The organism is Pseudoduganella sp. (genome assembly GCF_041914865.1).
Lineage (GTDB): Bacteria > Pseudomonadota > Gammaproteobacteria > Burkholderiales > Burkholderiaceae_D > Rugamonas.
Genome location: NZ_JAYSCO010000025.1, coordinates 20,045 through 45,349 on the forward strand (window position 1 = coordinate 20,045; position 25,305 = coordinate 45,349).

Consider the following 25,305-nt stretch of genomic DNA (forward strand, 5'->3'; position numbering starts at 1 on the left):
TTGCCTCCCGCCCGCCCCCCGCCTTATTGTGTTCCCTTTTGTGGCAGTAGCAATTTTGGTCAATGTTCGCCCTTCACTCACACTTTTCCCGCCCCCCCCAAAAGTGGACATCCGGGTTGCGGGCGGGCGCGTCCTCATTGGTTTTCTAGTAATATTGCTGAAATATTTCTTGCTCGTCGGAGACACCATGCGTTTCAGCCTCATCCTGTCCACCTTGCTGCTCGCCTCGCAGGCCCTGGCGCAAACTTCTCCGATGGCGCCGGATATCGTGGCCGGGTTCGTGGCGCCGCAGGATGAGGCGGATTACGTCAAGCGCGTGGTGATGGTTCCCATGCGCGATGGGGTCAAGCTGTATACGGTGATCGTGGTGCCGAAGGGGGTGGGCAAGGCGCCCATCATCCTGACCCGCACGCCGTACAACGCCGCCGGGCGTGCCCGGCGCAATGTCAGCCCGTCGATGCGGGCTTCGCTGCCGCAGGGCGATGAAGTGTTCGGCCGCGATTTCATCCGCGTGTTCCAGGACGTGCGCGGCAAGTACGGTTCGGAAGGCGATTATGTGATGACGCGCCCGGTGCGCGGGCCGCTCAATTCGAGCCAGACCGATAACGCGACCGACGCCTGGGACACCATCGACTGGCTGGTGAAGAATGTGCCGGAAACGAACGGCAAGGTGGGTATGATCGGTTCCTCTTATGAGGGCTTTACCGTGCTGATGGCGTTGACCGAGCCGCATCCGGCGTTGAAGGCTGCGGTGCCCATGAGCGCCATGGTCGATGGCTGGCGCGGCGACGACTGGTTCCATAACGGCGCGTTCCGCGTGAATACCCTCGATTACATCGCCGGCCAGAACACGGCGCGCGGCAAGGGCGAGCCGCTGGCCACCGGCGTGTATGACGATTATGAGTCGGTGCTGCGCGCGGGCTCGGTGGCCAACCTGGCGCGCAAGCATGGGCTGGACCAGCTTAATTTCACCAAGAAGCTGTTCGAGCATCCCGCCTATGACAGCTTCTGGCAGGAGCAGGCGCTGGACCGCATCCTGGCGCGCCGTCCGCTGACCGTGCCGACCATGCACGTGGTGGGGCAGTGGGACCAGGAGGATATCTACGGCGCCTACGCGACCTACGCCGCGCTGGAGAAGCAGGACAAGGGCAATAAACTGAACTACCTGGCGGTCGGCCCCTGGCGCCACAGCGGTGTGAATTACGACGGCTCCTCGCTTGGCGCGCTGCGTTTCGAGGGCGATACGGCGCTGCAGTTCCGCCGCGATGTCATGCTGCCCTTCCTGAAGCAGTACCTGGTGGACGGTGCGCCCGCCGCCGACACGCCGCCTGTGCTGTCTTACCAGACCGGCAGCAACCAGTGGCAGCGCTTTGCGCAGTGGCCGCAATCGTGTGCCTCCGGCTGCCCGTCCGCCGCGAAGGCGGTGTACCTGCAGGATGGCTTCAAACTCTCCTTCGCCAAGCCGGCCGGCGGCGCCGCTGCCTACGACGAGTACGTGGCCGATCCGGCCAAGCCGGTGCCTTTCGTGCCGCGCCCCGTGCGCATGGAGGACGAGAATGTATGGAAGCCGTGGCTGGTGCAGGACCAGCGCTTCGTCAGCGACCGTACCGATGTGCTGAGCTATGTGTCGGAGCCGCTGAAGGAGCCGCTGGTGCTGACCGGCGCGCCGGTGGTGCATTTGCTGGCTTCCACCTCCGGCAGCGATGCCGACTGGGTGGTGAAGGTGATCGATGTCTATCCCGACGAGGTGCCGTCGCAGCCGAAACTGGGCGGCTACCAGCTGCCGCTGTCGATGGATATCCTGCGCGGCCGCTACCGCGACAGCTTTGAGAAGCCGTCGGCGATCCCGGCCAACAAGCCGGTGCAATACAGCTTCACGCTGCCGCCGGTGAACCACGTGATCCAGCCGGGCCACCGCTTGATGATCCAGGTCCAGTCCAGCTGGTTCCCGCTGTACGACCGCAATCCGCAAACCTTCGTGCCGAATATCTTCCATGCCAGCCCGGGCGACTACCGCAAGGCGACGCAGCGCGTGTTCCATGGCAGCTCGGTTGAACTGCCGGTCGTGAAGTGACGCTGTCGGTGGCGCTGGCCGGTGCCGGGGAGCGTGCCCTGGTCGCCCGCCTGGCGCAGCTTTACTTCCACGACTTTTCGGAGTTCGATGGGGAGGATGTCGGCCCGTCCGGCTTGTACGATATCGACTGGCTGGACGAGTATTGGCAAGAACCGAATGCCGCCTACGTTTTCCGCGTTGGCGGGGCCATCGCAGGTTTTTGCTTGGTCGACCAGGATACGCTGCTGGATGGCAGCGAAAACGCTATCGCCGAGTTTTTCATCCTGCGCAAGTATCGAGGGGCGGGCCTGGGACTGCAGGCGGCGCGGGCTGTCATGGCCATGCGGCCGGGCGTTTGGGAGGCATCGCAGATTGCCGCCAACCTGCCAGCGCAGGCGTTCTGGCGGCGGGTGGCATCCACGTTCAGCGCATCGACCGAGCAGTTCATCGACGACGAACGCTGGCACGGGCCAGTGCAGCAGATGGTTTAAACAACTGAGGAGGCAGTTCCGATGGCTGACACGTTTACGATTTCCGTACCGCGCCTTCACACCGAGCGCCTTACGCTGCGCGAGTATCGTGTTGCGGACTTTGAACTGTTCGCCGACCATCTGTCGGACCCTGAAAGCTCGGCCTTCTTAGGCTCGGCAGACCGGCAGGCTGCCTGGCGCATTTTCAATTCCCATGCCGGGCTATGGCTCTTGAACCAGGCTGGCTGGTGGTCAATCGAGGACCGGCAGACCGGCCAGCTGGTGGGCAGCGTCGGCGCGTTCTTCCGTCACGGATCAAGCGTGATGGAGATGGGTTGGAATACCTACCGCGCTTTCTGGGGCAAAGGCATTGCGAACGAGGCGGCGGCGGCGGTCCTGAAATATGTGTTCGAGGTTCGGCGTGAGCCGAAGGTGCGGGCGCTCGTCTCTGCTGGCAATGAATCGTCGCGCCGTGTTGCCGAGCGCCTGGGTATGCGCTACGAAATGACCACTGAGCTGGATGGCAAGGAAATCAATACGTACATGCGCGAGCGCGGCTGAAACGACTGCGGTAGGCGGCCTGCCGCTGCCGGCCCTCACGCAACACGCATCAGGACCGCGCCGGCCGCGATAGCGGCAATCGCCATGCTGCGCTGGCGGCCGATACGCTCGCCGAGGAAGAAGCGGGCGATCAGCGCGGCGAACAGGATCGAGGTTTCGCGCAGGGCGGCCACGGCGGCCAGCGGGGCAACGGTCATGGCCCACAAGGCGAGGCCATAGGAGCCCAGCGTGCCTGCGCCGCCCAGCAGGGCGACGCGCCAGTGCTGCATGGCGTAGTCGCGCAGTTGGCGCGGGCAGCGCACGGCGCACCAGGCCAGCAGGCCGGCGGCGCTCATGACGTGCAGCCACATGACGTAGGCCGCCGGGCTGCCGGAGGCGCGCGCGCCGATGCCGTCGACCAGCGTGTAGGCGGCGATGACCAGGGCATTCAGCAGGGCGCAGGCGGTGGCGCGGCTGCCGCCTTTGCCGGCTGCCGCGCCGCTGGCGAACCAGAGGCCGAAAATGCCGCCGCTGATGCAGGCGACGGCTGCGTACTGCAGCGGCGACAGCTGCTCGCCGAGCAGCGGCACGCTGGCGACGGCCACCAGCAAGGGCGCGCTGCCGCGCATCAGCGGATAGGCGTGGCTCATGTCGCCGTGACGATAGGCGGCGGCGAGCAGTCCGTAATACGCGAAGTGGATGGTGGTGGAAGCGGCGATATAAGGCCAGCTGGCGGCGGCCGGCGGCGGCAGGAACGGCAGCAGCGGCAGCGAGAGCAGGGCGGCGCCGCTGGCCACCATGACGCTGCCGAGGAAGGGATCGCGGCCGCCTTTCACCAGGGCGTTCCAGCTGGCGTGCAGCAGCGCGCCGCACAGGACGATGGCGACGACGGTGGCCGGCATCAACGCGGCCGCACGCTTTCGCTCAGGATCTCCGGCCGGTGGTAGCGCTGGAAGCCTTCCATCACCACATTGGACTTTGCTGCGCGTTCCAGCAGCTCGATCAGGGCGGCGCGGTCGTCCGGCGTGAGCGAGTGGCGCGAGACGTAGACGCCGGTCTGCTGCCAGGGCAGTTCCGGTATCGGTTCCAGGCGCAGGCGGTCGAGCATGCCGTGCACGCGGGTTTCGCGGTTGATCGAGCCGGCCAGGATGGTCGGGCCCATGATGGTGATGTCGACCGCGCCCGCATGCAGCAGGCGCGCGACCGCGGTGGGGTCGACCTCGGTGAACAGGCGGCCCTGGCGCGCCAGTTCGCGCACCAGCGCCTGGTAGGCTTCGCCGTAGTCGTAGCCGCGCACCACCGCCACGCGCAGGTCGCGCCGGTCCAGCAGGTCCTGGGCGTTGATGATTTGCGGGCGCGGGCTTTGCAGCGAGATCAGTACGGCGCGGTGGCCGACCATGGGCACGAAGATGCCGTGCTGGTCGCGCGCCGGGGTGCGGGTGGCGGGCAGCAGCAGGTCGGCTTTGCCGGTTTCGAACATCAGCTCCTGGCGCGCGCGCGGCACGCTGCTGAAGACGAAGTGGCAGCCGGCGCGCGGGCCAAGGCTGCGGAACAGCTCGGGGTAGATGCCGCTGTAGGTGCCGTTGCCAACGATGACGCTGACGCCGGTACTGGAGACCGGCACGACGATGTCGCGCGTGCAGTCGGCATGCGCGGCGACGGCCGCTGCCAGGGGCAGGGCGGCCAGCAGCTTGCGGAAGAGGCGGTGCGGGCGTACGTGCATAGCGCGATTATGCACCCGTTTGCAGCGCCACGCGATGCTGGCGGAAGTAGCGGCGGGCGACGAAGATGCCGGCGGCCTGCATGGCGGCGCAGACGAAAAAGGTGCTGCCCACGCGCCAGTCGCCGGGCGGCAGGTGGCTGACGGCGCCCAGGATGCCGCCGCCCACCAGCGGCATGATCACCGTACCGAGGCTGCTGATCGACTGCAGGGAGCCCATCAGCTCGCCCTGTTCATTGGCCGGCGTGGCCTTGGAGACAATGCCTTGCAGGGCCGGTCCGGCGGCAAAGGACAGCAGGTTGCACAGGATGAAGACGTACATCATCCAGCCCTGCGTGGCCAGGCCGTACAGCAGGTAGGTGATGGCGCCCGAGCTCAGGCCGATCAGGGACAGGCGCACTTCGCCGAACTTGCGGATGAAGATGCCAAGCAGGCCGGCCTGCACCACGGCGGCGGCGACGCCGACGCAGAACAGGGCGACGCCGTTTTCCGCCGGGCTCCAGCCGAAGCGGAAGTGGGTGAACAGCACCCAGGTCGACTGCAGCATCATCTGCGCGCCGGTGACCAGGGCGAAGGTGACCACCAGGCCGCGGATGTCCTCGCGCCGGGCCAGCCTGGCGAGGGCGCTGAAGGGGTTGACCGAGACCAGCTTGAACTTGCCGCGCCGCTCTTCCGGCAGCGATTCGGGCACGCAGAAGTAGCCGTACACCAGGTTGGCGAAGGACAGGCCTGCCGCCACGTAGAACGGCAGGTGCAGGTCGATGTCGCCCAGCAGGCCGCCCAGCATCGGGCCGCAGATGAAGCCCAGGCCGAAGGTGGCGCCGATCTTGCCGAAGCTTTTGGCGCGGTCCTCGTGGGTCGAGATGTCCGAGGCATAGGCCGAGGCCACCGACATGCTGGCCGAGGACATGCCGCCGATGACGCGGCCGATGAACAGGCAGGCCAGGTTGGGCGCCCAGGCCGTGGTCAGGAAGTTGATGCCCATGCCGAACATGGAATACAGCAGCACGGGGCGGCGGCCGACGCGGTCGCTGATCGCGCCCAGCATGGGCATGAAGATGAACTGCAGCAGGCCGAAGGTGGCGCCCAGGATGCCGTACCACAGCGCATGCAGTTCGCGGTCGGCCACGTACTGGCCGACCAGGATCGGCAGTACCGGCACGATCAGGCCGATGCCCAGCATGTCGATGAAGATGCTGACCAGGACGAAGTTCAGGTTGCCCTTCTTGCTCATGCAGCCACCGCCCATTCTGCGACGAAGCTGTCGCGGAAATCGAGCAGGGCTTGCAGGCGCTGCTGGCCGAGCGCGCGGCCGGCGGCGGTGCGCATGGTGCCGGGCAGGGTGGCCAGCTTCACTTCAATATGGTCGAGGGAATAGGCCTTGTCGTTGCGTTCGCGGCCGGTGGCCAGCGGGTCGTCCGGGTGGGCCAGGGCGCAGCCCATGCGGCCGGCGGTGTAGAACATGCGCGCCAGGCCGACCGCGCCCAGCGCGTCCAGGCGGTCGGCGTCCTGCACGATGCGCGCCTCCAGCGTGGCCGGTTCCAGCGCGGCGGAAAAGCTGTGGGTCTCGATGGCGTGCGCCACGGCGTCCAGCCGGTCGGGCGGGAAGCCCGCTGCGCCAAGCTGGGCGCGCGCCAGCACGGCGGCCTGGCGCGAGGCCAGGTGGCGCTCGGGGTGGTTCTTGGGCAGGTTGACCAGGTCGTGCAGGTAGCAGGCGGCCATCACCACCAGGCGGTCGGCCTCGGGATGCTGTTCCAGCAGCAGGGTGGCGTTGCGCCAGACGCGGTGCAGGTGGTTGGTGTCGTGGGCGCCGTCATCGCCCGCGGCGGCGCTGGCCAGCGCGACCAGGCGCGGCTGCCAGCTGCTCAGTGAAATATCCATATAAACCGTTGTCTCTGTCATTAGCCGCGCAATTGTGCCATGTATTTTCCATAAGCTTGTATGTTTCTCTAGAGAAAAATTTTTGGTGCTTATTTTATTGGCCTGAGGTAACATACTACGTCACCATTCACAAATGAAAGAATATTATGAATGCCACCACAAACCAGGCTGCCGAGTACCTGGCCTTTACCCTGGGCCAGGAAGAATACGGCATCGATATCCAGAAAGTCAGCGAGATCCGCAGCTACGAGAACCCGACCCGCATTGCCAGCGCGCCGGACTACGTGAAGGGCGTGATCAACCTGCGCGGCCTGATTGTGCCGATCATCGACATGCGCGTGCGCTTCCAGCTGGGCGAGCCGAGCTACGGCCCGTTCACGGTGGTGATCATCCTGCACATCGGCAGCCGCACCGTGGGCATCGTGGTGGACGCCGTGTCCGACGTGACCATGCTGGAGCCGGAGCAGATCAAGGCGGCGCCGGATATTTCGGGCACCATGGACACCGAATACATCACCGGCCTGGGCACGGTCGACGACCGCATGCTGATCCTGGTGGATATTGAACGCCTGATGTCGTCCGCCGACATGGGCCTGGTGGAAAAGCTGGCGGCATGAAGCTGCTGAACAACCTCAGTATCGGCAAGCGCCTGGCCTTTGGCTTTGCGGTGACGCTTGCCCTGTCCATCGTGATCGCTGCCATCGGCGTCTGGCGCCTGCAGCAGGTCGCCGGCGCCACGCGCCACATGATGGAGACGCCGCTGGCGAAGGAACGCATGATCTCCGACTGGCAGTCGAAGATCGACAGCGCGATCCGCCGCACCACGGCCATTGCCCGCAGCAGCGACGCGTCGCTGGGCGCCTTCTTCGCGGAAGAATCGAAAGCCTCCAGCGCCGCCTCGGCCGAGCTGCAAAAGCAGATCGAGCCCCTGATCAGCGACGCCGATGAGAAGGCGCTGTGGGACCGCCTGATGGAGCAGCGCAAGCTGTACATCGCGTCGCGCGACAAGGTGGCCAAGCTGAAGACCGACGGCGAGCTGGAACAGGCGAGCGAGGTGTTTGAAAAGACCTATCGTCCGGCGGCGGCCGACTACCAGAAGCTGGTGCAGGACTTGCTGACCATGCAGCGCGGGAAGATCGACGCCATCGGCCAGCAGATCGACAGCGTCTCGGCCACCAGCCGCAGCTGGCTGCTGGTGCTGGCCGGCCTGGCGGTGGCCTTCGGCGCGGCCTGCGCCTTCGTGCTGACCAAGGGCATTACCATCCCCTTGTCGCGCGCGGTCGATGCGGCGCGCCGCGTGGCCAACGGCGACCTGACCGGCGACATCCGCGTGCATGGCAACGACGAAACCGGCCAGCTGCTGGGCGCCTTGCGCGACATGAACCAGGCGTTGCTGAACATTGTGAGCGAAGTGCGGCATGGCACCCAGGCCATCAGCATCGCCTCGACCGAGATCGCGGCGGGCAACCAGGACCTGTCGGCGCGTACCGAGCAGCAGGCCGCCTCGCTGGAGGAAACCGCCTCTTCGATGGAGGAGCTCACTTCCACCGTCAAGCAGAATGCCGATAACGCGCGCCAGGCCAACCAGCTGGCCGGCGCCGCCGCGTCGGTGGCGCGCAAGGGCGGCGACGTGGTGGCGGAAGTGGTGGGCACGATGGAATCGATCGACGCGTCCTCGCGCAAGATCGTGGACATCATCGCCGTCATCGACGGCATCGCCTTCCAGACCAATATCCTGGCGCTGAACGCGGCCGTGGAAGCGGCGCGTGCGGGCGAGCAGGGCCGCGGCTTTGCGGTGGTGGCGTCCGAGGTGCGCAACCTGGCGCAGCGTTCGGCCGCCGCGGCGAAGGAAATCAAGGAACTGATCGGCGACTCGGTGGAGAAAGTCAACGCCGGCAGCCGCCTGGTGAGCGACGCCGGCAACACCATGGAGGAAATCGTCTCCAGCGTGCAGCGCGTGTCGGACATCATCAGCGAGATCACGGCCGCCAGCGCCGAGCAGAGCAGCGGCATCGACGAGGTCTACAAGGCGGTTGGCCAGATGGACCAGGTCACGCAGCAGAACGCCGCCCTGGTGGAGGAAGCGGCTGCCGCCGCCGAGTCCATGCAGAAGCAGGCCAGCGGCCTGGCCGACGTGGTCAGCGTGTTCAAGGTGCGTTAAGCGGCACTACGCAGTACCTTCCCGGGCCGCCTGCTGCGACAGGCGGTCCGCTTCCCCATTCTTATGGCGCGGCACCCAGCGCACATGCACCTGGGCCAGCGCCGCCATCAGCTGCGCCACGCGCGCCCGGTGCTGTTCCAGCGCCCGCGCGCCGGCTGCCTGCGGCACCAGCACATCCTGCACCACCACCTGGCTGTCGCCGTACACCAGCAATTCCGCCACACCCAGTTCCACCGCTTTTTCCAGCGCCGCGATCAGCGCCAGGTACTCGGCATCGCCGCTGCTGCCATGGCCGGCGCGCCGGCTGATCTCGACCCGTTCGCCGGCAGGGCCAGACAACAGCACGCCGATGCCGATGCGGCCCGGGTTGGGGTGGGCGGAGCCGTCGAACCATGCGCGCCACGCGGCGGGCGAGGAGGGGGCGGCCTGGCGCGCCAGTTTTTCGGCGCGGGCCCGTTCTTGTTTTATTGACATATGTAAATATTTTTGCAACACTCGGCAGGCTGTTTCCCCCACACTTTAACAGGAGACCATCCATGTCATTGATGTATCGCGCAGCAGGCGCCCTCGCCATGGCGCTGGCCATGCACACCGCGTATGCGGCACCCGCCAAGCCGGTGCGCAAATACACGATCGAGCAGTTCATGGCCACCACCTCGATCAGCGGCGCCTCGTTCAGCCACGATGAAAAGTCCATCCTTTTCAGCAGCAACGAGAGCGGCATCTTCAATGTGTATTCGATCCCTGTGGGCGGCGGCAAGCCAACGGCGCTGACCAAATCGACGGTGGACAGCACTTATGCGGTCGGCTATTTCCCGGCCGATAACCGCTTCCTGTTCACGCGCGACAAAGGCGGCGACGAGAACAACCACCTGTTCGTGCGCGAACTGGACGGCAGCGAAAAGGACCTGACGCCGGGCGAGAAGCTGAAGGCATCGTTCTTTGGCTGGAGCGACGACCGCTCGGCTTTCTATGTGCTGACCAACGAGCGCAACCCGAAGTTCTTCGACCTGTACCGCTACAGCGTGAAGGACTATTCGCGCACCATGCTGTACCAGAACGATAACGGCATCAGCCCGGCGCGCATCAGCCGCGACGAGAAGTGGCTGGCGCTGAACAAGCCAAACACCACGGCCGACAGCGACATCTACCTGTACAACATGGCCAGCAAGGAGATGAAGCACATCACGCCGCACAAGGAGGTGGCCAGCTATGAGGCGGCCAGCTTCGATCCGGAGTCGAAGAAGCTGTTCTTCACCTCCAATGCAGGCGGCGAGTTCACCAGCGTCCGCACCTACGACCTGGCAAGCGGGCAGGTGGCCGAGCATGAAAAGGCGGACTGGGACGTGGTGGGCACCGGCTTCTCGCGCAACGGCCGTTTCCGCATTTCGGTGGTGAACCAGGATGGCAGCACCGTGCTGCGCGTGGTGGAGGGCAAGGAAGAGAAGCCGATGGCGCTGCCCAAGGTGCCGGGCGGCGACATGAGCGCCGCCGTCTTCTCCGAGAGCGGCAAGCTGATGGCCTTCTATGTCAACGGCGACCGTTCGCCGAACAACCTGTTCGTGTACGACCTGGCGACCAAGAAAGCCCGCCAGCTGACCCAGAGCATGAGCAAGGAGATCGACCCGAACGACCTGGTGGAGGCGGAGGTGGTGCGCTTCCGTTCCTTCGACGGCATGGTGGTGCCTTCGATTTACTACAAACCGAAAGGCGCTGCGCCCAATGCCAAGGTGCCGGCGGTGGTGCTGGTGCACGGCGGCCCGGGCGGCCAGACGCGGCGCGGCTATAACGCCATGGTGCAGTACCTGGTGAACAATGGCTATGCGGTACTGGGCATCAATAACCGCGGCAGCAGCGGCTACGGCAAGACCTTCTTCACCGCGGACGACCGCAAGCACGGGCGCGAGCCGCTGTGGGACTGTATCGAAGCGAAAACCTTCCTGGCCAGCCGTGGCTATATCGATCCCGAGCGCATCGGCATCATGGGCGGCAGCTACGGCGGCTACATGACGCTGGCGGCCATGGCCTTCCGTCCGGAAGCGTTCAAGGTCGGCATCGACATCTTCGGCGTCAGCAACTGGCTGCGCACGCTGGAATCGATCCCGCCGTACTGGGAATCGCAGCGCAAGGCGCTGTACGACGAGATCGGCGATCCGGTGAAGGACAAGGAGTTCCTGGTGGCGACGTCGCCGCTGTTCCATGCGTCGCACATCCGCAAGCCGCTGATGGTCATCCAGGGCAAGAACGACCCGCGCGTGATCAAGCCGGAAAGCGATGAGATCGTGGAGGCGGTCAAGAAGAACAATGTGCCGGTCGACTACATCGTGTTCGACGACGAGGGCCATGGCTTCAGCAAGAAGAAGAACCAGGCCACCGCGAATGCGAAGATAGTCGAATTCCTCGACAAGCACCTGAAAGGCGGCAGCGCGGCGATGGGGCAGCAATAAGTTTGGAAGCGCCTATGATTCTAACGGCGGAGCAAATCCTGGCCCTGGCCCCCGACGCCGCTTCGGCCAAGGCGGGCAGCGGCCAGGCCAGCCTTGCCAAATGGTCGGGCCTGGGCGGCCACGCGCAGGCCTTGTGGGGCTTGTGCCAGGGCAGCGGCAAGGAACCGTACCGCGCGCAGATCGACCTGGCCGGCCCGGCGTTCAAATGCAATTGCCCCAGCCGCAAATTCCCGTGCAAGCACGGGCTGGGGTTGTACCTGCTGTACGCGCGCGAGCGCGCCGCGTTCTGCGAAACCGAGGCGCCGCAATGGGTAAGCGACTGGCTGCACAGCCGGGAGGAGCGCAGCGAGAAGAAGGCTGCCAGGCAGGCCGAAGCCGCGACGCCGGAGGCGCTGGCCGCGCGTGAAGCGAGCCAGCAAAAGCGCCAGGAAAAGCGGCAGGGCAATGTCGAAGCGGGGCTGGCGGTGCTCGATACCTGGCTGGAGGATCTGGCGCGCGACGGGCTGGCGACCTTGCGCGGCAAACCATCCAGGGAGTGGGACGCCATGGCGGCGCGGCTGGTCGATTGCCAGGCGCCGGGCCTGGCCGGCCGCTTGCGCAGGCTGGGACTGCAGGTGTACGGTGGCGGCGGCGCAGGCTGGGAACTGGCGGCCGCGCGCGAGCTGGGGCAACTGGCCCTGCTGCGCCGGGCGTACCAGCGCCTGGCCGCGCTGCCGGCGGGACTGCAGCATGAGGTAAGGGCGGCCATCGGCTGGGCCACCAGCCAGGAGGAGGTGCTGGCGCTGGCCGGCGTATGCGATACCTGGACGGTGTGCGGCAACCGCCTGCAGGACGATGGGCGGGTCAGCAGCCGCGCCACCTACCTGCGCGGCGCAGGCAGCGGGCGCTGGGCCATGCTGCTGCAATTCTCGGCCGGCAGCCAGGCGCTGCCGGCGCCGCTGCTGCACGGCGCCAGCTACCATGGAACGCTGCATTTCTACCCGGCGGCGTGGCCGCTGCGCGCGCTCGCCGCCCCCGATTTCGCCGTGGCCGCCGGCCCGGTCGCCATGCCTGCCGCGCCGGACGGCGAGGGCTTCGCGGCGCCCCTGCTGGCATATGCGCAAGCCCTGGCCGCCAATCCTTTCCTGGAGTCCTGTCCCATGCACCTGGCAGCGGTGACACCGGTGTTCGCGCCCGGCAGCGCGGCCCCGTGGTCGCTGCGCGCGGCCAACGGCGAGGCGCTGGCGCTGGACGGCGCCTTCCGCCAAGCCTGGCAGCTGCATGCGCTGGCCGGCGGCCATGCGGTGGAAGTATTCGGCCTGTGGTCGGGATACAGCTTCCTGCCACTCGCAGTCAGCGCCGCAGGGCGCGCAGTCAGCTTCGACGGAGGCCAGGCATGATGCAACTTGATCCCGGCCTGCACCGGGCACTGCTGGCCGGCACCGCGCGCGTGCCGCTGGATGGCGCCGCCGGCGCCGCCGCGCCGCTGGCGCCGTTGCTGGGACAGGGCGGCGGCAGCGCGCTGTGGCTCTCGCTGGCGGCGCAGGACAGCTGGCAGCGGGCCGGCTTCCAGCCGGCGCAGGCCGGCGCCGCCACGCCCTGCGGCCCGGAAAGCGCCGCGCCGTGCCCGCGTGCGGCGGAACATGTGCTGGACACGATCCTGCGCGGCATCCACCCCGAGCTGCTGCCGGCCTGGCTGGCACACGCCGCCGCGCACGGCATGGTACTGCCGCCGGCCAGCCTGGCAGCGCTGCTGGAGCAAGGCCTGCACAAGCCGCCTTTGCGCCAGCTGCTGCTGCCGCTGCTGGGCGTGCGCGGCGCCTGGCTGGCCAGCCAGAATCCGGCCTGGGCCGGACGCTACGGCGCAGCCAGCGTCGAGGCGGAGAGTGTCGAGCACACCTGGCAGCACGGCGCGCTGCCGCAACGGGTGGCCGCCCTGCGCGCCATGCGCGCCAGCGATCCGGCCGCAGGCCTCGCCGCGCTGCACAGCGACTGGGCGCAGGAGCCGAGCGAGAACCGCATAGCGCTCCTGCCGTGCCTGGCCGTCGGCCTGTCGCTGGCCGACGAGGCGTTCCTGGAACAAGCGCTGGACGACAGGCGCAAGGAGGTGCGCCGCGCCGCCCAGGCTTTGCTGGCAGGCCTGCCGGGCGCGCAGCTGGGCGAGCGCTGCAAGGCCCGCCTGGCCGGCATCCTGGCGCTGGGCGGGCTTTCCGGCCGCAGCCTGCAGGTGCGGCTGCCGGAAGCGTGCGACAAGGCCATGCAGCGCGACGGCATCGGCTTGCAGAAGCCCTGGAACATGGGCGAGAAAGCCGGCTGGCTGATGGACATGGTGCAGAGCGTCCCGCCGGTGTGGTGGAGCATCCAATGGCAGCTCGATGCGGCGGCCGTGGTGCGCCTGTTCGCCGCCCAGGAGTTCAACCTGGCGCTGCTGACCGGCTTATGCACGGCCGTCGGCTACGCGCTGCGCCGCGCGGCACCGGAGGCGGTGGAATGGTACCGCGCCTTGCTGGCAGCGCCGCCGGTCAAGGGCCTGGACCTGGCCGGCGCGCTGCTGCCGCAGTTCCCGCATTTGCCGCAGGAGGCGCAGCAGCGCGTGCTGCAGGAGTGGCTGGAGGACCAGGACGGTCCGGGCGCCGGTTATGCGATGGGATGGGCGCAGCAGGCGGGCGAGGGCGGTACGCCCAGCCTGCCGCCGCATCTGTCGCGCCTGTTCCTGCTGCGCCTGCAGGGCATGCTGGCCGGCGCGAACGAACCGGCATACGCGGCGCGCGCGGCATTCAAGTCGCTGGCCTTGCTGCTGGCGGCCGACGACCTGGCCTATGTGCAGGACGGCTGGCCGCCGGATGCGTGGGAGCACTGGCCCCACTGGAGCGGGCTGGTCGCGGAGTTCAAGGAAACGCTGCAATTCAGGAATGCGCTGCAACGCAGCTTTATGGAGAATAAGGAATGAGTATGGCAAACGACAGCACGGTACTGCGCCAAAGCGCCGAACAGCAATACGCCCATGAGCTGGCGGCCCTGAAGGAGGCCGACCAGCGCCAACGCCCGCCCAGCTGGGAGCTGTCGCCGTGGGCGGTGGCGACCTACCTGCTGGGCGGTACGCTGGACAATGGCGTTGAGATCACGCCCAAATACATCGGCAAGCGCCGCATCATCGAGATCGCCGTGGCGACGCTGGCCACCGACCGCGCCTTGCTGCTGCTGGGCGTGCCCGGCACGGCCAAATCCTGGGTGTCGGAGCACCTGGCGGCGGCCATCAGCGGCAACTCGACCCTGGTGGTGCAGGGCACGGCCGGCACGGCGGAAGAAACCATCCGCTATGGCTGGAATTATGCGCAGCTGCTGGCCAAGGGGCCGAGCCAGGAGGCCGTGGTGCCCAGCCCCGTGATGCGCGCCATGCGCAGCGGCAAACTGGCGCGCATCGAGGAACTGACCCGCATCCCGTCCGAAGTGCAGGACAGCTTTATCAGCCTGCTGTCGGAGAAGATGCTGCCGATTCCCGAGCTCGATGAATACGTGCAGGCGGCCAAGGGCTTCAATGTGATCGCCACCGCCAATGACCGCGACCGCGGCGTGAACGACCTGTCGAGCGCCCTGAAGCGCCGCTTCAACACGGTGGTGCTGCCGCTGCCGGACAGCGCGGACGAGGAGGTCAGCATCGTGGAAAGCCGCGTCGCCAGCCTGGGCCGCGCGCTGGAACTGCCGATCGAGAAGCCGGCGCTGGAAGAGATCCGCCGCATCGTCACCATCTTCCGCGAACTGCGCGCCGGCCAGACCGGCGACGGCAAGATCAAGCTCAAGTCGCCGAGCGCCAGCATGAGCACGGCCGAGGCGATTTCCGTCGTCACCAACGGCATGTCGCTGGCGGCGCACTTCGGCGACGGCATGCTGCGCGGCGCCGACATGGCCTCGTCGGTGGTGGGCGCCATCGTCAAAGACCCGGTGCAGGACCGCGTGGTGCTGCTGGAATACCTGGAAACCGTGGTCAAGGAGCGCGAGGGCTGGAAAGACCTGTACCGCGCCTGCCACGCCGTGCTCTGATGGGGCTGCATTTCTTCGGCATCCGCCACCACGGGCCGGGCTGCGCGCGCAGCCTGGCGCTGGCCTTGCGCCAGTTGCAGCCCGACCTGGTGCTGATCGAAGGGCCGCCCGAGGCGGACGGCTTGCTGCCGCTGGCCGGGCACAGCGACATGCGGCCGCCGGTCGCGCTGCTGGTGTACGCGCCGGCCATGCCGCAGCATGCGGCCCATTTCCCGTTCGCCGAGTTTTCGCCGGAATGGCAGGCTATCCGCTATGCGCACGAGCACGGCGTGCCGGCGCGTTTTATCGACCTGCCGATGGCCCATACGCTGGCGGCGCAGATGTCGTTCGAGGCCGAAGGCGCACAGCAGGCGCCGCGCGCGCGCAGCGGCGACGCGCTGGCGCAGCTGGCGCAGGCGGCCGGCTTCGCCGACAGCGAAACCTGGTGGGACCACATGGTGGAGCAGCGCCAGGACAGCCTGCAACTGTTCGCCGCCATCGAAGAGATGATGGCGGTGGCGCGCCAGGCACTGGACGAACCGCTGGCGCCGCGCGAAGCCCAGCGCGAGGCCCATATGCGCCTGGCCATCCGCGCCGCCCAGAAGGAAGGGCATGGCAAGGTCGCCGTGGTGTGCGGCGCCTGGCACGTGCCGGCCCTGCGCGCCATGCCGAGCGCCAGGCATGACAAGGAACTGCTGGCCGAGCTGCCCAAGGCGAAGGTGGCGGCCACCTGGACCCCCTGGAGCTATGGCCGCCTGAGCTTCGACAGCGGCTACGGCGCCGGGGTGCAGGCGCCCGGCTGGTACCACCACCTGTGGCACACGCCGCAGCGCGCCGCGGTCCACTGGCTGACCGCGGCTGCCCACCTGCTGCGCAAGAACGGGCTGGATGCCTCGTCGGCGCATGTGATCGAAGCGGTGCGCCTGGCCGATGGCCTGGCCGCCTTGCGCGACCGTTCGCGTCCCGGCCTGGGCGAGCTGCTGGAGGCGCTGCAAAGCGTGCTGTTCGGCGACAGCGAGGCGCCGCTGCGCCTGATCGAGAAAGAGCTGCTGGTCGACGACCGCCTGGGTGCGGTGCCGGCCGCGACGCCGACCTTGCCGCTGCCGGCCGATGTGCGGCAGCTGCAAAAGAGCTATCGCATGGCGCCGCGCGCCGACCAGCAGGAGCTGGAGCTGGACCTGCGCCAGCCCAAGCATATGGAAAAGAGCGTTTTCCTGCACCGCCTGGCCCTGCTCGGCATTGACTGGGGGCGCACGCGCGCGGTCAGCGGCAAGAGCGGCAGCTTCCATGAGAAATGGGTGCTGGCGTGGGAGCCGGATTTCGAGGTGCGGCTGATCGAGGCCAATGTCTGGGGCGCCACGGTGGAAGCGGCCTGCAACGCCAAGCTGGTGCAGCTGGCGCGCCAGGCCACGCGCCTGGCCGAAGTGACCGGCCTGGCCGAAAACATGCTGCTGGCCGATGCGCGCCACGCCGTGCCGGCGGTGATGGCGCGCATGCAGGAGCTGGCCGCCGGCACCCATGAAGCGGGCGCCCTGATGGAAGCGCTGGCGCCGCTGGCCAATGTGCTGCGCTATGGCAGCACGCGCGCCACGGACAGCGCCAGCGTGGCGCAGGTGCTGGACGGCCTGGTGCAGCGCGCCTGCATCGCCCTGCCGCTGGCGGCGCGCGGCATCAACGAGGAAGCGGCGCAGGTGCTGCTGCGCCAGCTGCTGCAGGCCGACCAGGCCATTAACCTGCTGCAGCGCGCGGGGCACCAGGCCGCGTGGCTGGAGGCTTTGGAACTGTGCGCGCGCGGCCAGGCGCACGCGCTGGTGGCCGGACGTGCGGTGCGCATCCTGCTGGAGAGCGGGCACTGGCCGGTGGAGGCGGTGGCGCAAGCGCTGTCGCTGGCCTGCACCAATCCGGTCCAACCGCTGGCCAGCGCCGAATGGCTGGAAGGGTTCCTGCGCGGCAGCGGCCTGCTGCTGGTGGTGAACGATCAGCTATGGCACATCCTGCAGGCATGGGTGGCCAGCCTGCCGGGGGATACCTTTGTCGAGCTGCTGCCGCTGCTGCGCCGCACCTTTTCCACCTTCGAGGCGGCGGAGCGGCGCCAGCTCGGACAGCGGGTGGCAAGCGGCACGCTGGCGCTGGCGCCTGCGGTGGCCGGCGCCGGCACCGACGAAGCACGTGCCAGCCTGGTGCTGCCGGTATTGGCGGCCTTGCTGGGCCAACTGGAAACGAACGGGGAGAACGTATGAGCGGCGCACCATGCACGCAGCAGGAACTGGAACGGCGCTGGCGCCTGATGCTGGGCAGCGAGGCGGACAACCTGCCGCTGGCGCCGCAGGACGCGGCGCTGGAGCGCACCCTGGAGTCGCTGTACGAGCCGGGCGAGCGGCGCGGCGGCCTGCAGGGATCGGCGCCCAACGTGGCGCGCTGGCTGGGCGACATCCGCGAGTATTTCCCCAGCAGCGTGGTGCAGCTGATGCAGAAGGATGCGATGCAGCGCCTGGGCCTGCAGCAGATGCTGCTCGAACCGGAAATGCTGCGCAGCGTGCAGCCGGACGTGCACCTGGTGGCCACCATGCTGTCGCTGAACCGCCTGATGCCGTCCAGGACGCGCGAGACGGCGCGCCAGGTGGTGCGCCAGGTGGTGCAGGAACTGGAGCGCAAGCTGGCCAACCCCATGCGCCAGGCGGTCGCGGGCAGCCTGAACCGGGCCGCGCGCAACACCCGGCCGCGCCACAATGAGATCGACTGGCTGCGCACCATCCGCGCCAACCTGCGCCACTACCAGGCCGACTACCACACCATCGTGCCGGAGCGCCGCATCGGCTTCGCGCGCAAGACGCAGAGCCTGCGCGATATCGTGCTGTGCATCGACCAGAGCGGCTCGATGGCGCCCTCCGTGGTGTATGCCAGCATTTTCGCGGCGGTGCTGGCGACGATCAAGGCCGTCAGCACGCAGGTGGTGGTGTTCGATACGGCGGTGGTCGACCTGACTTCCTTGCTCAGCGACCCGGTGGAAGTGCTGTTCGGCACCCAGCTGGGCGGCGGTACGGATATCAACCGCGCGCTTGCCTACTGCGAGACGCTGGTGCAGCGGCCGCAGGACACGATCTTTGTCCTGATCAGCGACCTGTATGAAGGCGGCAATGCGGCGCAAATGCTGGCGCGGGCGCGCAGCATGGCGGCCAGCGGCATGCAGATGGTCTGCCTGCTGGCCCTGGACGACCACGGCGCGCCGAGTTTCGACCGGCAGCACGCGGCGCAGTTGGCGGACATGGGGATTCCCTGCTTTGCCTGTACGCCGGATAAATTCCCGGACTTGATGGCGGCCGCCATCCGCAAGCAGGATATGGCCGCCTGGGCCGCGCAACAGGATATCGCTGTCGCGGGCTAGGCGGCCGGCGCCGCGTTAGCGGCGGTAGGGATTGTCCGGCCGGTGGTCGTGGCGGTTCGGGATGCCGTCGCCATCGCGGTCGCGGTCGCGGTGGTTGGGCACACCGTCGTTGTCGCGGTCACGGTCGTAGCGGTCCGGCACACCATCGCGGTCACGGTCGCGGTAGCGGTCGCGGTCATAGCGGTGGCCGTCGCGATAGTAGCCGTGCTGCGGCTCGCGGTAGTAGTAGCTTGGGCTTTGCACGTAATGCGGACGGTTGTCATAGACCCGCCAGCCGCCTTCGCGCCATCCCCAGCCATTGTCGACGCGCACCCATTCGGACGGGTAGTAGCGGTAGCCGGGACGTTCGCGCAGCCAGTGGCCGGCGACCCAGGCGTGGCGGTGGCCGTCCCAGCGCCAGTAGCCGGGCGCCCACACGTAGCCGTGGCGCGGCGGCGGCAGGCTTTCGAAACGCGGTGGCGGCGGGGCGTTGCCGATGACCAGGCTGAAATCCACCTGGGCGAGGGCAGTACCTGGTACGACGGCGGCCGCACCAAGTGCCAGGGCGGCCGCAAAGATGAGTTTCGATTTGAGCATGGCGTATCTCCGGTTGGTGTTGCGCTGACTTCAATATAGCAAGCGCACGATTGCCGGGATAAGCCTGATTCAGTTTCTTACAATTGCCCGCTCGGGGTAACAATTGTTCAAATATTGCCCGGCTGGCTGGCTTGGCGCTCTTCCGCCAGCGACGCCTGCTTCTCGGCTGCGCTCATGCGTTTCGCTGCGACCACCACGACCGGCACCGCCTCGCTGGCGGCCGGCTGTGCGGCAGCCGCGTAAGTGGCGGGAGCCTTGACTGCGTCGGCGCCGTCGAATACATAGTTGGCAGCGCAGGCCAGGCCGATGATTGCGATGAACAGGGCTTCAAAGTTACGCAGGGCTTTCATGATGTTCTCCGGTTTGCGGATCGTCCACATCAGGACTATCCATGAGCACACTGTATCCAGGCGGCTGGCCGGCCGCCACGGGCATGCGACAAGCTGTCCAAAACGCGGGGCGAAATGCAGAAATCGCGGATTTTCCGCCGCCCCCCGCTAAGGCCGGATATGCAAACCCTACTTTCCCGACTATCGGCCTGGCGGCGCGACCGCCGGCGGCAGCGTAACCTGCGCCGCGCGGCCGCGCGCCCGTCTATGGCGGCGCTGGCCCTGGTGCTGGCGGCGGCCGGGGTGGCGCTGGCGGCGGGGGCGGTGCTGTGGCGCCACGCCAGGGACCTGGCACGCGAGGGCGAGGCTGGGCCGGCGTCCCGGGTGGCTGCGCTGCAGGCTGTGGCGCCAGGTTTGCGTTTCGAGGTGCCGGAAGCGCCGGGGGGAAGCTTGCGCGCCGTTGCAGGCGGCAAGCTGCTGGTGGTCAGTGGCTTGCACGGCGGCCCGGTGGTGCGCGTCGACTTGTGCGCCCGGCCGCTGCCGCTGCAGGTGGGCTACCAGTTCCCGGAAGTGCCGGGGGAGCCGGCGCTGCGGCAGGCCTTGCTGGCGGAGGAGGGCAGCAAGATCCCCGCCATGACCATCGCCGCCAGCGGCGATACGCTGCGGGTGCGCTGGCGCGAGCGCGGGGCTCCGGCCGAGTGGGTCGGCGATGCGCCGGGCGCCGCCCTGCGTACGCTGGGCTGGCTGCTGTGGCGCGATGGCGCGCTGCGCGTCGAGCGGCATGAAAGGCGAGGCTGCGCGTTGGGCGAAATGGTGGTCCAGGCGTTTTTCAGGGGGGGCGCGGATGGCCACGCGGCCGGCCCGGCCGACCCGGCCGATCCGGCCGCGATGCCGGCGCACGTCGTTGCCTTCCCGCTTGCCGGGGCGCCGGTCGCCCTGCGCCTGCGTCCCGGGCACTATGAGGTGCCGGCAAATGCGGTGGCGCCACGCGAGGATGAAGTGCTGTTCAAGCGCTTGCTGGCGCGCGGCCTGCTGCGCCTGGGAGGCGACGGGCTGCTTGAACTGGCCCCGCCAGACCTTGCGCAATGGCTGTCCGCCCCGGCAGGACAACGTGCCGCCGAATTGCCTGGCTGGAGCGGGCTGGAGCCGGACGACAGCATGCGCAAGCTGCTGCTGCGCCTTTACCGGCAAGCCGACGGCGAGTATGTGCGGCGCCAGGTAGACCTGTTCAACAGCGAACGGCGCCTGCTGGCCTGGCGTCTGCGCGCCGATCTGGGTGCCCCGGCCGCTTCGGTGTCGCTGCGGGCGCCCGGCGGCGCGGAGTTGCCGCAGTCGGCGGAGATGCCGGCGCTGGCCGTGCGCCTGTTCGCCGACCTCCCGGCCGGCTGGCAGGCATGGCAGCGGGCCGCCCATTGGACGGGGCGCGGCCAGGCCACGCTGGTGGTCCGGCTGGCGCAGCCCGCACGCGGCACGGAGCGCATCGAACTGCTGCTGGCGGGCCATGCGGAGCGCGCCGCGCCTGCGCTGGGTGCCGCGCTGCACGCTGTGGACGCATGTAGCGGCAGCGCCTGCGGCACGGCTGCGGATGTCCAGGCGATTACGCTGCGACCGGCTGCCGGTGCCACACGCATTGAATTGCCGGTGCGCGCGCTGGACGTAGCGGGCGCCCAGCATCCGGGCGACCAGGCCTATCGCCATATACGCCTGGCTGGCGGGGTGCCGGCGTGGCAGCCGGTGCCGGCTGCGGCGTACGCCGGCGGCATGCGGGGGGGCGGTGCGCAGGGGCGCGATGCGGCGGGTATCCAGATCGCGGACCGCGATGGCATCGCACTGTGGGATGGCGGCGAAGCCACGCCGGCGGCGCGCAGTGCGGGGCTGGCGACGCTGCTCGGCATTGGTCCGGCCCATACGGCCAGTCTGTCCGGCATGCTGGCACGGGCCGCGCAACTGGATGGCGGCACCCGTGCGGCGCGCCTGACCATCTCGCTGCCGCTGCAGGCCCTGGGCCAGGCCATCCTGGAATGCCAGGGCATGCGCGGCGGCCGCTGGAACGGCAAGGGCTGCGAGGGCGGCGGCGCGGCGCCCGCGAATCGCCGCGCCGGCCTGGTGCTGCTGGACGCCGGCAATGGCGACATCCTGCTGGCGGCCGGCGTGGGCGGCCCCGAGGTCACGCCTGGCAACTGGCGCGAAGCGCGCGACTTCGACCGCGCCAACCCGGCCCGCAGCCCCCTGCGCCTGCCGGCCTGGCAGCACGATGGCGGCGCCCATAACAGCCCCGGTTCGGCCTTCAAGATCATCAGCGCGCTTGGACTGGAGATGGCGGCGCGCCACGACCGCGTGCTGGACGGCCTGCTGGGCGGCATGCCGCTGCAGGACATCGACCTGCTTGCCCGCCAGCGCGGCTACGCTTTCCGCACCGATGCGCCAGTCTATCCCACGGTGACCACGGCGGCCCACGTCACCAACTACCGCGAGCAAAGCCTGGCACGGCGCGCCGAATCCGGCCGACTCGGCCTGGCGCAGGCGATGACCTACAGCGTCAACACCTGGTTCGCATGGGGCGCGGAACTAAGCGACCGCACCTTGCAGGGCAGGCCGGACGGCGGTGCGCCCGGCCTGCGCGCGCTGGAGGACAGGGCGCTGGCCGCGCAGCGCCCGATCGCCGACGCGGCGCGCCTGCTCGGTTTCGGCGCACCGATGCGGCTGGACGGCGGCTTGCTCCCGGCCGGCTTCGCGTGGCAAAGCTATGACGCGCTGCAAACCAGCGCCGCCCGCATCGACCCGATCGACAGCCGCCACGAACTGCGCCAAATGGCAATCGGCCTGCGCATGCAGGCCACTCCCTTGCAGATGGCGGCGGCGGCGGCGGCGATCGGTTCCGGCCAGCAGCGCACACCGCGCCTGCTGGCGGCGCTCGGCGCACACAGCGTCCAGGATGCGGAGGGGATGCCCTTGCCGGCCAGGCTTGACCGCATCCGCCTTGGCATGAAGGGTGTGGTCGACAGTGGCACGGCGGCGGCGGCCTTCAGCGGCCCGGCCCTGGCGCAACTGCGGCGCGGCCTGTATGGCAAGACCGGCACCGCCCCGGTCAGCGAGGATGACGGCACGGTGTGGTTCGTCGGCTGGCTGGAGCCGGGCAGCCTGCCCGGCCAGAAGCAGCGCCTGGCGTTCGCCGCCTACGTCAGCCACTCGCAGCTGACCGGCGGCGCCCACGCGGCGCCCATCGTCGCGGCGCTGCTTAAAACGCTGGCAGGGCAGAACGGGGAACAGAAGGGAAATCCTCCTTCAGTCGCGGCGAATGGTTGGGTTGCGTCTATGCCATGATAAGGAGGCGTGCATTGGGCACGCGACAATGTTGACAGGATAGTATGCGGCTGCCAGGAACCCGCTACCAGGAACACGGCTGGGAGCAAGTACGCAAGTTGTTGGGCCACTGCTCGCTGCAGGCGTTCCGGCAGTGCGATGCGCACCTTTTGCTGGACCTGTCGCGCGCGGGCGAATCGCTCGAGTGGTATGGCGCCGTCACCGGCCGCCTGCTGCGCGAGCACGCGCGCCGGGCGCGCGGCGAGGCGCCCGGCAATTCCTATGGCGACAGCGCGGCGGAGCTGGCCCTGGCCCTGTTGTATGAATTGCAGGCCCAGCCCGCCGACTGGGCGGCCTTCCTGGCGGCCCTGGCTGCCGAGCATGCGCGCAGCGGGGCTTTCTGGCTGGAGGAGAGCGGGCAGGGCATGCTGCGCAAGAAGGTCAACGATATGTTTGCGGTGTTGCGCGACAAGGTCGATAGCGATAACTACATGGTCGCGACGGGCCTGCCTTGTTCGCCCAACAAAATCTACACCTATCGCATGCTCGATACCGCCTACCGCGAGATTGCGCAGCTGTTTGCCAACTGGGAGCACAATGCAGTGCAGGTGGGTGCCATCCTGGGGCGCGAGCTGCAGGGCTTCCCGATCGAGGTGCGGCAGATGCGGTCCATCGCCGATTGCCGGGCCGAATGGCTGATACGCTGGAGCGAGACGCTGGAAGCCTTTGGCGGCGCGCCCGGTCCGCTGCACACGCGTTCCAAGCGCTTTGCCAGCATGAAAAACAACCCGGCACGGATTGCCGCCATGCTGCGCGAGATCGGCGATTACGAGGAGCTGTCTGCCAACCAGGATGGCGACTGGCAGCTGGACGAGGCGGAGTCCTTGTCCTGGCTGGAGGACCTGTGGCGCGTGGCGGAGGAGGCGGAAGAGGGGGAAGATGCGGGGGAGGCCGAAGTTTCCCTTTCCCCCCGCAAGGCGGAACTGGCGGCATTGCAGGCTGAGGCGCTGCCGATTCGGCTGGCGGTGTTCCAGTCCCTGCTTGGGCCGGCGGACGACAGCTATCCCGAGGAATGGCTGGAGCCGGAGACCGGCGAACTGCCGCCGATGACGCGGCTGGCTGAAATGGCGGGCATTTCGGTACCGACGCTGCGTAAGCGGCGCAATGATTTGATAGACAGGCTGAATGCTGGACTGGGGGTGGCAAGTGAACAACTCAACTGAACGCAAGCTGCAGGAAGCGCTGCTGCTGCGCAGCCGCCCCGGTGACGATGGGCTGGTGCTGGCGGACGGCGTGCTGCGGGCGGCGCTGGATGGCAGCCAGCCGCTGACCGCCGCCCAGCTGTCGGCCTTGCAGGCATCGCCGCTGACGTTGCGCCGCTTCCGCCACCTGGCGCTGGAGCGCAAGCGCGCGCAGGCGGCGTTCGGCTGGCAGGGCAGCCGGGGCATGCTGCGCGCGGCGTCCTCCGCCACCGAGCTGGCCGTGCTGGTCACCGACGACGGCTGCTGGTCGCTGCATTTTGTGCCGCAAGGCGAGGGCTGGCAGGTGATCCTGAAACTGGAGGCGGGAGCCGGCTTCGCTGCGCAGCTGCTGGCGCGCCGGCCGCTGCTGCGCGTGACAGACGGCGGCGGGGCCGTGCTGTTGCAGGGCAGGCTCGATGCGGATGGCGAGTGCGAACGCGCCTGGCCCTTCGAGCAGGCGCCCGAGGCGCACTTCCAGGCCCATGGCGCGGTATTTGCGGTGGAACCGCTTGGGCCTTGAATGATGGGATTCCTGGCGCGCATGCGTGGCAAGGCTGCGCACGATCTGGCCGTTGACCGTGGCGCGGTCGACGGCCTTGGCACGTCTGCGCTGGCGGTGCGCCTGGACGGCGCCGGCGCGCTGCCGGCGCGCGCTGTGCGGCTGGAGGCGGCCGACGGCCTGGCCTGGGCGGTGCATGCGGCGCCGCTGCGCTGTTCCATCACGCCGTTCGCTGCGGCGCCGGAGCTTGGGTTGCGGATGGATTACTGCTTTGATCCTTCGGGGGATCGGCAGAGGTTTGCCTTGCTGCTGGCGGCGGAGGCGGAGGCGGATGGTGCGCTGACCACTGGCGCCGTTGCCGCCGCGCTGCAGGAGGCGGTGCAGGATGCCTTGCAGGGTGGCACGCTGGATCTGCCGCCATGCACGTCGGACGAGGAATGGCACGCGTTCCGCGCCGGGCTGAATGAACTGGTCTATACGCGCTTTGGGCTCGTGGTGGAGGATTGCGTGCCGGTGGACCTTCACCCGGCTATAGACTTCGCAGCGCAGCTCTCGGCCGCCAGCGCCGCCGCACCCGCGTCCGCACCCGCACATGCGCCCGCTCCCGCTCCCGCACCCGCGGTGGATGCGGGCAGGGATAGCGTTGCGCTGGATTGGTTAAGCATGGCGGACATGCCCTGGCACGGCCGCCGCGCCGCCGC

21 protein-coding genes and 1 pseudogene are annotated in these 25,305 nt (G+C 68.4%); 15 read left to right on the plus strand and 7 right to left on the minus strand.

The window, feature by feature from the left end; all coding sequences use genetic code 11:
- The first annotated feature begins 187 nt into the window (after nucleotides 1–187).
- Genes ACE3TQ_RS13545 through ACE3TQ_RS13555 form a run of 3 tightly spaced genes read left to right on the plus strand, consistent with a single transcriptional unit; the run spans nucleotide 188 to nucleotide 3,084 of the window.
- Nucleotides 188–2,074: a CocE/NonD family hydrolase gene (locus ACE3TQ_RS13545; protein ID WP_374582773.1), complete on the plus strand. Its 1,887-nt coding sequence runs from the start codon at nucleotides 188–190 to the stop codon at nucleotides 2,072–2,074.
- Nucleotides 2,071–2,544: a GNAT family N-acetyltransferase gene (locus ACE3TQ_RS13550; protein WP_374582775.1), complete on the plus strand. Its 474-nt coding sequence runs from the start codon at nucleotides 2,071–2,073 to the stop codon at nucleotides 2,542–2,544. The genes ACE3TQ_RS13545 and ACE3TQ_RS13550 overlap by 4 nt, the downstream gene beginning before the upstream one ends.
- 21 nt (nucleotides 2,545–2,565) lie before the next feature.
- Nucleotides 2,566–3,084, plus strand: a complete 519-nt coding sequence (locus ACE3TQ_RS13555) for a GNAT family N-acetyltransferase (RefSeq protein ID WP_374582776.1) — start codon at nucleotides 2,566–2,568, stop codon at nucleotides 3,082–3,084.
- Nucleotides 3,085–3,119: 35 nt separating this feature from the next.
- Here the strand turns inward: ACE3TQ_RS13555 and ACE3TQ_RS13560 are convergent, their stop codons facing one another.
- From ACE3TQ_RS13560 to ACE3TQ_RS13575, 4 genes are read right to left on the minus strand one after another with little or no spacing between them, the layout of a single operon-like run.
- The gene (locus tag ACE3TQ_RS13560; RefSeq protein ID WP_374582778.1) at nucleotides 3,120–3,965 is read right to left on the minus strand and encodes an EamA family transporter; all 846 of its coding nucleotides are present in this window, start codon (nucleotides 3,963–3,965) and stop codon (nucleotides 3,120–3,122) included.
- Nucleotides 3,965–4,786, minus strand: a complete 822-nt coding sequence (locus ACE3TQ_RS13565; protein WP_374582779.1) for a substrate-binding periplasmic protein — start codon at nucleotides 4,784–4,786, stop codon at nucleotides 3,965–3,967. The genes ACE3TQ_RS13560 and ACE3TQ_RS13565 overlap by 1 nt, the downstream gene beginning before the upstream one ends.
- A 7-nt stretch (nucleotides 4,787–4,793) precedes the next feature.
- A complete protein-coding gene (locus ACE3TQ_RS13570; RefSeq protein WP_374582780.1) occupies nucleotides 4,794–6,017 on the minus strand; it encodes an MFS transporter in 1,224 nt (407 codons plus the stop codon).
- On the minus strand, nucleotides 6,014–6,664 hold the full coding sequence (locus ACE3TQ_RS13575; RefSeq protein WP_374582781.1) for an HD domain-containing protein: 651 nt from the start codon (nucleotides 6,662–6,664) through the stop codon (nucleotides 6,014–6,016). Before ACE3TQ_RS13575 ends, ACE3TQ_RS13570 begins: the two co-directional genes overlap by 4 nt.
- A gap of 146 nt (nucleotides 6,665–6,810) precedes the next feature.
- Between ACE3TQ_RS13575 and ACE3TQ_RS13580 the strand changes: the two genes are divergently transcribed.
- Nucleotides 6,811–7,281 carry a chemotaxis protein CheW gene (locus tag ACE3TQ_RS13580; RefSeq protein WP_374582782.1) on the plus strand — a complete coding sequence of 157 codons (471 nt, stop codon included), beginning with the start codon at nucleotides 6,811–6,813 and terminating at the stop codon, nucleotides 7,279–7,281.
- Nucleotides 7,278–8,825: a methyl-accepting chemotaxis protein gene (locus ACE3TQ_RS13585; RefSeq protein WP_374582783.1), complete on the plus strand. Its 1,548-nt coding sequence runs from the start codon at nucleotides 7,278–7,280 to the stop codon at nucleotides 8,823–8,825. The genes ACE3TQ_RS13580 and ACE3TQ_RS13585 overlap by 4 nt, the downstream gene beginning before the upstream one ends.
- A 6-nt stretch (nucleotides 8,826–8,831) precedes the next feature.
- Here ACE3TQ_RS13585 and ACE3TQ_RS13590 read toward each other — a convergent pair whose 3' ends face one another.
- The gene (locus tag ACE3TQ_RS13590) at nucleotides 8,832–9,299 is read right to left on the minus strand and encodes a ribonuclease HI family protein (RefSeq protein ID WP_374582784.1); all 468 of its coding nucleotides are present in this window, start codon (nucleotides 9,297–9,299) and stop codon (nucleotides 8,832–8,834) included.
- A 62-nt stretch (nucleotides 9,300–9,361) separates the two neighbouring features.
- Between ACE3TQ_RS13590 and ACE3TQ_RS13595 the strand changes: the two genes are divergently transcribed.
- The 6 genes from ACE3TQ_RS13595 to ACE3TQ_RS13620 are packed head-to-tail and all read left to right on the plus strand — an operon-like array spanning nucleotide 9,362 to nucleotide 18,656.
- Nucleotides 9,362–11,272 carry a prolyl oligopeptidase family serine peptidase gene (locus tag ACE3TQ_RS13595; RefSeq protein ID WP_374582786.1) on the plus strand — a complete coding sequence of 637 codons (1,911 nt, stop codon included), beginning with the start codon at nucleotides 9,362–9,364 and terminating at the stop codon, nucleotides 11,270–11,272.
- Between the two features lie 14 nt (nucleotides 11,273–11,286).
- Nucleotides 11,287–12,651, plus strand: coding sequence for an SWIM zinc finger family protein (locus tag ACE3TQ_RS13600; RefSeq protein ID WP_374582787.1), 1,365 nt, complete (start codon nucleotides 11,287–11,289; stop codon nucleotides 12,649–12,651).
- Nucleotides 12,648–14,201, plus strand: a complete 1,554-nt coding sequence (locus tag ACE3TQ_RS13605; RefSeq protein WP_374582788.1) for a DUF5691 domain-containing protein — start codon at nucleotides 12,648–12,650, stop codon at nucleotides 14,199–14,201. The genes ACE3TQ_RS13600 and ACE3TQ_RS13605 overlap by 4 nt, the downstream gene beginning before the upstream one ends.
- On the plus strand, nucleotides 14,198–15,292 hold the full coding sequence (locus ACE3TQ_RS13610) for an AAA family ATPase (protein ID WP_374582789.1): 1,095 nt from the start codon (nucleotides 14,198–14,200) through the stop codon (nucleotides 15,290–15,292). The genes ACE3TQ_RS13605 and ACE3TQ_RS13610 overlap by 4 nt, the downstream gene beginning before the upstream one ends.
- Nucleotides 15,292–17,511 (plus strand): DUF5682 family protein, encoded by a 2,220-nt coding sequence (locus tag ACE3TQ_RS13615; protein ID WP_374582790.1) that lies wholly within the window; start codon nucleotides 15,292–15,294, stop codon nucleotides 17,509–17,511. The genes ACE3TQ_RS13610 and ACE3TQ_RS13615 overlap by 1 nt, the downstream gene beginning before the upstream one ends.
- A complete protein-coding gene (locus ACE3TQ_RS13620) occupies nucleotides 17,508–18,656 on the plus strand; it encodes a VWA domain-containing protein (protein WP_374582791.1) in 1,149 nt (382 codons plus the stop codon). The genes ACE3TQ_RS13615 and ACE3TQ_RS13620 overlap by 4 nt, the downstream gene beginning before the upstream one ends.
- Before the next feature lie 15 nt (nucleotides 18,657–18,671).
- Here the strand turns inward: ACE3TQ_RS13620 and ACE3TQ_RS13625 are convergent, their stop codons facing one another.
- The gene (locus ACE3TQ_RS13625; RefSeq protein ID WP_374582792.1) at nucleotides 18,672–19,232 is read right to left on the minus strand and encodes a YXWGXW repeat-containing protein; all 561 of its coding nucleotides are present in this window, start codon (nucleotides 19,230–19,232) and stop codon (nucleotides 18,672–18,674) included.
- 107 nt (nucleotides 19,233–19,339) lie between these two features.
- Nucleotides 19,340–19,582, minus strand: a complete 243-nt coding sequence (locus tag ACE3TQ_RS13630) for a hypothetical protein (protein WP_374582793.1) — start codon at nucleotides 19,580–19,582, stop codon at nucleotides 19,340–19,342.
- A 159-nt stretch (nucleotides 19,583–19,741) separates the two neighbouring features.
- On the opposite strand from ACE3TQ_RS13630, the gene ACE3TQ_RS13635 reads away from it, so the two are divergent.
- The 4 genes and pseudogenes from ACE3TQ_RS13635 to ACE3TQ_RS13650 form a co-directional block, all read left to right on the plus strand.
- Entirely contained in the window at nucleotides 19,742–22,885 is a 3,144-nt protein-coding gene (locus ACE3TQ_RS13635; RefSeq protein ID WP_374582794.1) for a penicillin-binding transpeptidase domain-containing protein, read from the plus strand.
- A 44-nt stretch (nucleotides 22,886–22,929) separates the two neighbouring features.
- Complete coding sequence (locus tag ACE3TQ_RS13640; RefSeq protein WP_374582795.1) at nucleotides 22,930–24,087, plus strand: hypothetical protein; 1,158 nt, start codon at nucleotides 22,930–22,932, stop codon at nucleotides 24,085–24,087.
- The gene (locus ACE3TQ_RS13645; protein ID WP_374582796.1) at nucleotides 24,071–24,625 is read left to right on the plus strand and encodes a hypothetical protein; all 555 of its coding nucleotides are present in this window, start codon (nucleotides 24,071–24,073) and stop codon (nucleotides 24,623–24,625) included. Before ACE3TQ_RS13640 ends, ACE3TQ_RS13645 begins: the two co-directional genes overlap by 17 nt.
- Nucleotides 24,626–25,305: pseudogene (locus tag ACE3TQ_RS13650) on the plus strand (hypothetical protein); the annotation flags it as partial.